Genomic DNA, 5,734 nt, shown 5'->3' on the forward strand with positions numbered 1-5,734 from the left:
TTCTCAAGCCGATAACCCACGATTCGATAAATATGTCCATCGTTTTCATGAAACTGCACCGTATCATTCAGCTTATACTTGAAATAGCGAAACATCATCTCTCACCCATTTCTAGAAGTTTCTTTACCACATACTATTGTCAAAAGGATAGGTAAACTATTCATTTGTTTTCCATATAGTTTAATGAGAAAAGCAACGCGATTCATCAAGAAATCGCGTTGCCTTTTGGTTTTACTTTAATAACTTTTTGATGAGGTTCAGTCCTTTTTCACTCGGATAATAGCGGAATTTAAAATCAAATTTCGTACTTTGAGTAAGTACACTCTTCTGATGAGAAAAAGAATAAAAGCTATATTCTCCGTGATACCCTCCTATTCCACTTTCACCAACTCCTCCAAATGGTAAATATGGATTTGACAAATGATAGACCGTGTCGTTTATACAACCGCCGCCATAAGAAATTCGGTCAACAATCTCATCTTGTATCTTTTTACTTTCCGTAAATGCATACAAAGCAAGTGGTTTCGGATGATTTTGAATGGCTAAAATGACGTCCTCTAAATTTTCATAAGAAAGAACGGGAAGAATAGGGCCAAATATTTCTTCCTGCATAACGGCATCCTCCCATAAAATGTGATCTAAAATAGTAGGAGCAATGGCAAGCTGCTTTTCATCTTTCTCTCCTCCTACGACAAGAGTTCCGTCTGCTAAAAATCCTGCAAGGCGTCGGAAATGACGCTCACTTACAATATGCGTATATTGATCATTTTCAAGTGGATACCTCCCATAGATGACTTCAATTTCCTTTTTCATATGGGATAGCAATTCTTCCTTGACTGCCTGATGAACATACAAATAATCAGGAGCTACACACGTTTGTCCTGCATTTAAGAACTTACCCCATACAATTCGCCGAGCGGCAAGTTTTAAATTTGCATCATAATGAACAATACTTGGGCTTTTCCCCCCGAGTTCTAAAGCAACTGGAATTAATTGCTTGGCCGCTGCTGTCATAATAATTTTTCCAACATTCACGCTACCCGTAAAAAATATATAATCAAGAGGCTGCTCTAATAACTCGGTTGTTACTAAAGCGTCGCCCTCTACAACTGTAATGTAATGCCGTTCAAATATTTCCCCTATTAGCTTTGCAATAACCTCTGATACGGTCGGCGTTAATTCCGAAGGTTTAACAATGGCGGTATTTCCTGCAGCAATCGCCCCAATCAACGGTGCTATCGCTAATTGAAATGGATAATTCCAAGGTGCGATAATGAGCGTCACTCCATACGGCTCTGCAACAATTTTTCCGGTTGAACCAAAATTTAGAAGTGCACCTTTCGTTTTCTTTGGTTTCATCCAAGAAGAAAGATGCTTTTTAATAAAGGAAATTTCCTTATATACATAGCCAATTTCTGTTGTATACGAATCAAACTCAGATTTATGTAAATCCTTTTGAAGCGCCTCTATAATTTCCTTTTCATACTTCTGAATCCCTTTATAAAGAGCATCTAAATGAAGAAGCCGAATTGGAAGAGCACGAGTTTGCCCACTGTAAAAATATTTCTTCTGCTCTTGTACCAATGACGAGAAATCCATCCTGTTCACGCCTTTCGTCTTTAAGTTTAAACTGTTGAACATTATAGTTTTATCTTTACTATGCCACCATCCATTCCTCCTGTCAACTGATTCCATTTAACATCGAACCATACAAACTGGTAGAACTTTCGGAGGTACTGGTTTGATTACCGCTTCGAGTGTGATTCACTGTTGGCAGGCTTCAATCCTCTCGTTTGATTACCGCTTCGAGTGTAAATCAAGGCAGACGAGCTTCAAATTAATCATCTCTATAAAAAAAGGGCACTGAATTTCAGTGTCCTCGAACTTACCTACCAGTTTTCTTTTTCGTTTACTTCTTTTTAATCCAAACCGCTCCAGCTGAGTTGTCATTCGCTTCTCCTATTACTCGGAATTGTAAGCCGTAGGTTGGAACGTTTCGACCTGCATCTGGAATCAATGGATCTACATAAGATTTACTATCATCGAATGTAGTAACACCTGGAAATCCTTTGTAATCATAAATACCACGTGACGGAGAGTTCACATACCAAGACGGAGTTCTATCATAAGAAAACGCCGCATCTGCTATTTGATAGCGCGTGCTATTCGTTATAGTTGGTGCACCATCTAGACTTCCAACAATCGCTTGCGGATGGGAATCCACGACTCCAATGAATCCTTCACCCGGATGCACGCCAGTCCAGTTATCTAAATAACTATCATCCGCATACCAAACAACGAGGCCAGTATTGTATTTAGGTCCACGTGCAAATTGTAAGGCAACATCAGCACCTGCATAATTTCTCCACTCTAGGTAATAATAATGTTTCTTGAGATCAAAACCACTTGATGAGACAAATCCATCTAGCGTAACCGCTGGCGTGCCTTCCGCATCATCACTAAATACGGTTTTCCCGTCTACTGTTAACGATAGATTATCCAGCGCAAACCCATTCAGTGCTAAACCACCGTCTGTTATATATTCAAACTGAAGCTTGACTTTTTTGCCTGTAAATTTACTTAAATTATACGACTTAGCAACCCAGTTTCCGTCAGTCGTATCCATTCCGTTTTTTACATTTTCATCACCGAGCGTATCAATTTCTTCAAGTTTTCCTCCGTTTTCATCTAACACATTAACATGAACATAATCGTAATCTGTCTCGACCTCATATAACGTTTTAAAGTTGAAGGTAGCACTCTTTGCACCGGTCAAATCAAAAAGCGGCGTTTCCAATATCGTATGAAGATTATCACCCTTTGTACTATAATAATACTTCTTACCAAATGCAGGCTGAATCCCCTGTACTTCTTTATCAGGTAAGTTTACACGTACAATACCTGGTCGCTTCGATTTCGTTACACTTTGATCAAGAAATGAAAAGACCCCTTGCCGCGGCAAGTCACTATAGTTTACTTCCAAGATTTTTGCCCAGTTTCCTCCAATTGTTTTTTGGAAAAATTCTTTATTTTGCGGTGAAAAACTTGTTGGCTGCGTACCTGCTATTGATCCTGCCCAGCTACCTCCGCTCATAATGGACCAAGACTGCACTGGTTCACCGTTTCCTGTATATTGTGTATCATATTCATCTGGTAAGCCAAGATCATGGCCGTATTCATGTGCGAATACACCAACTGCACCGTCCTCAGGTTCAATCGTATAATCGTACGCGGCCATTTTACCACCCCAGTATTTCACAGATGCAGTTGTATTAGCTACTGGATAGACACTGTCTAAATTCCAGCGATGAGACCAAATCGCATCGTCCCCTAGCTTTCCGCCCCCTGCTTCTTGTCCTACACCAGCATGTATAATCATTAAATGATCGATAACGCCATCTGGCTCATTCGTATTTCCATCCCCATCGACATCATACGGATCAAGCTGATCATACTGGGCAAGATCTACACCGTTTGCCACCGCAGCATTTATTGCATCCTTTACAAAATCACGAGGTCCTAATGGGCTTTGGTTATCATTCCCTCCATATGGACTATCGTCTCCATATTCCTTTGCTGTTCCTGGAACCGTTACCCAAGGAGTTACATATCCGTCTACTGTATAACTCCCACCCGATTGCTCTTCATAATATTTCTTAAACGATTCTACTTGCGAACCGTCTTGTAATTTAAATGGCTGATTTCCAAATAAGAGACTTTGATAATGTTCCTGATTAAAATCATTAGTCCACATATACCCTGGCTCTTGAACAATATTGTTATGCTTATAATCCGAAAACTCAGCTAATATAACAAGTACTTTATCCGTCCGTACAGGTCCGTTATAGGACGCTTGCTGCGCTGAAGATGTCGGAATAAAGCCGTCCTTCGCTTTCGGTGCAATTGGTGTTAGAGAAGCATTACTTAATGGCTGCGCCGCCTTTTCCTTTACCCTTTGATTTGCATCCTTTACTTTTTTCACAAAATCTGTAAGTTTAGCAGACGATAGACTATCTTTACCTGGTTTATCTGCTTGTTTTTTTGTCACATAGGCTTTCACTGCCTTAACAGATTCGTTATAGGATGCATCTTTCCGAATTACACCTCGTTCCTTCAATGCCTTAATTAGACGTTCCTCAGGAATTAGATGATCGTCAATCGGGCTGCTGAAAACTCCGGAATTCCCCACAGCTTTTACTGTTCCTCCAATACCAAACGAAACGCTGAGAATAGAAAAAGCAGTAATCACAGAAACAGCTTTCATTAAATTGTTTTTCTTCAAATAGCCCCATCTCCCATAAAATAATATTTTTTCTAATATTTTGAAAATATAAAATTTTACATATTTTTTCAACGCATTTCGTCATATTGTAATATTTTTAATTAAATTTTTACAAATTCGATAAATCATAAAATACTAGCTAAACTTTAAATAAGATTATGCCGTTACTATAGTAATAATAATAAAAAAAGGGGAATATTCGTATTTGTTAAATACGCAGTTTATACGTTTCTATTGTCATGAGTAGACTCAAACTAAACAAGATGGTCTCTTCACATAATAGAAAATATACTGTATGAAAAATAAATATATTTATATATGCATGTTAAAACAATCATAATCTAGACATAGGTACTATAACAATCGCATGATAAATATGTTATAATTTAATAGATAAATCGGATTTCTTAAGAAAGGTGCGTTTAACTATGATCGGCGAACGTATCAAACGATTGCGCCAGCAACGAGGCATTTCATTAACTGAACTGTCAGAACGAGCAGGCGTAGCAAAATCATACATAAGTTCCATTGAACGAAATTTGCAGTATAATCCCTCTATTCAATTTTTAGAGAAGATTGCCGTTGTGCTCCATGTGAAGATTGATTACTTTATCCACGATAAAACCGTAGAAAAGTCAGAATTAGACTTAGATACGGAGTGGATGCAGCTTGTAAAAGATGCGATGCACTCCGGTGTATCAAAGGAACAATTTAAGGAATTTCTAGAATTTAATAAGTGGAAATCTAATCAAAAGTAAGAAGAGCAGTCACAAATGGCCGCTCTTCTTACTTTTTATTTTTCTTTCTAGACACACTATGCTTGTTTTCTTTTGCCAAGTAAAAATAAACCTACAATCAAGATCACTCCGCCGACAACGAGAAAATTACTATATCCCGTAGCAGTATCTGGCAAAGCTTTTGAAATTACGCTTAATCCTTTGTCAACATTTGAACTTGTGTTCGTAGAACTACTAGGGTGATTGCCGCTTGTTGAAGTAGTCGCTTCGGTTGCATATACGACAAACTGCATCCTAGCCTGTAATCCTTGGTATTCATTGCCAAGCTCGGCTGGGAAGAGGACTGTATAGGTTAAGTGGTCTGTTTTCCCTACGTCTAGCTGACGATTCTCTACATATTTCAAATCCTGTAGCTTTCCTGTATATATGACTTTATCTGCGTCTCTTACTGTAATATATAGTCCTTTATAGAGCAGTTCACTCCCACCAATCAATTCTGTCTCCATTTGATACTGAAGACCCAGGCGGCCATCATTATGAATAAACCAACCATCATTCACTTCATCGCCTGGCTTCATATTATTGATTGGCATGTTTATGGTTTGGGGGGTAAGTCGTACATCTATTTCCTGCTGATTTGCTGCAAATACTTTACTCGTTGGATTGGATATGCATACAAGTAATACATAAGCGAGTAATCCGAGCCAGAATACAC

4 protein-coding genes and 1 pseudogene are annotated in these 5,734 nt (G+C 38.6%); 1 reads left to right on the plus strand and 4 read right to left on the minus strand.

Annotated elements, in window-relative coordinates; genetic code table 11:
* From AC11ZT_RS07345 to AC11ZT_RS07355, 3 genes and pseudogenes are all read right to left on the minus strand, one after another.
* Positions 1–95, minus strand: a pseudogene (locus AC11ZT_RS07345) (histidinol dehydrogenase); the annotation flags it as partial.
* A gap of 136 nt (positions 96–231) precedes the next feature.
* Positions 232–1,599: an aldehyde dehydrogenase gene (locus tag AC11ZT_RS07350; protein ID WP_484058975.1), complete on the minus strand. Its 1,368-nt coding sequence runs from the start codon at positions 1,597–1,599 to the stop codon at positions 232–234.
* A 310-nt stretch (positions 1,600–1,909) separates the two neighbouring features.
* Entirely contained in the window at positions 1,910–4,264 is a 2,355-nt protein-coding gene (locus AC11ZT_RS07355; RefSeq protein WP_484058978.1) for an immune inhibitor A domain-containing protein, read from the minus strand.
* 446 nt (positions 4,265–4,710) lie between these two features.
* Between AC11ZT_RS07355 and AC11ZT_RS07360 the strand changes: the two genes are divergently transcribed.
* On the plus strand, positions 4,711–5,040 hold the full coding sequence (locus AC11ZT_RS07360; RefSeq protein WP_484058976.1) for a helix-turn-helix domain-containing protein: 330 nt from the start codon (positions 4,711–4,713) through the stop codon (positions 5,038–5,040).
* A 56-nt stretch (positions 5,041–5,096) separates the two neighbouring features.
* Here AC11ZT_RS07360 and AC11ZT_RS07365 read toward each other — a convergent pair.
* Positions 5,097–5,734: LPXTG cell wall anchor domain-containing protein (locus AC11ZT_RS07365; protein WP_484058977.1), on the minus strand; the 638-nt coding region annotated here is incomplete at its 5' end.

The organism is Ectobacillus sp., from assembly GCF_056992975.1.

Excerpts from the sequence above, each read along its gene's own strand:
- AC11ZT_RS07360 (WP_484058976.1), top strand. The coding sequence starts at position 4,711 with ATGATCGGCGAACGTATCAAACGATTGCGCCAGCAACGAGGCATTTCA.
- AC11ZT_RS07355 (WP_484058978.1), bottom strand. The coding sequence starts at position 4,264 with ATGAAAGCTGTTTCTGTGATTACTGCTTTTTCTATTCTCAGCGTTTCG.
- AC11ZT_RS07350 (WP_484058975.1), bottom strand. The coding sequence starts at position 1,599 with ATGGATTTCTCGTCATTGGTACAAGAGCAGAAGAAATATTTTTACAGT.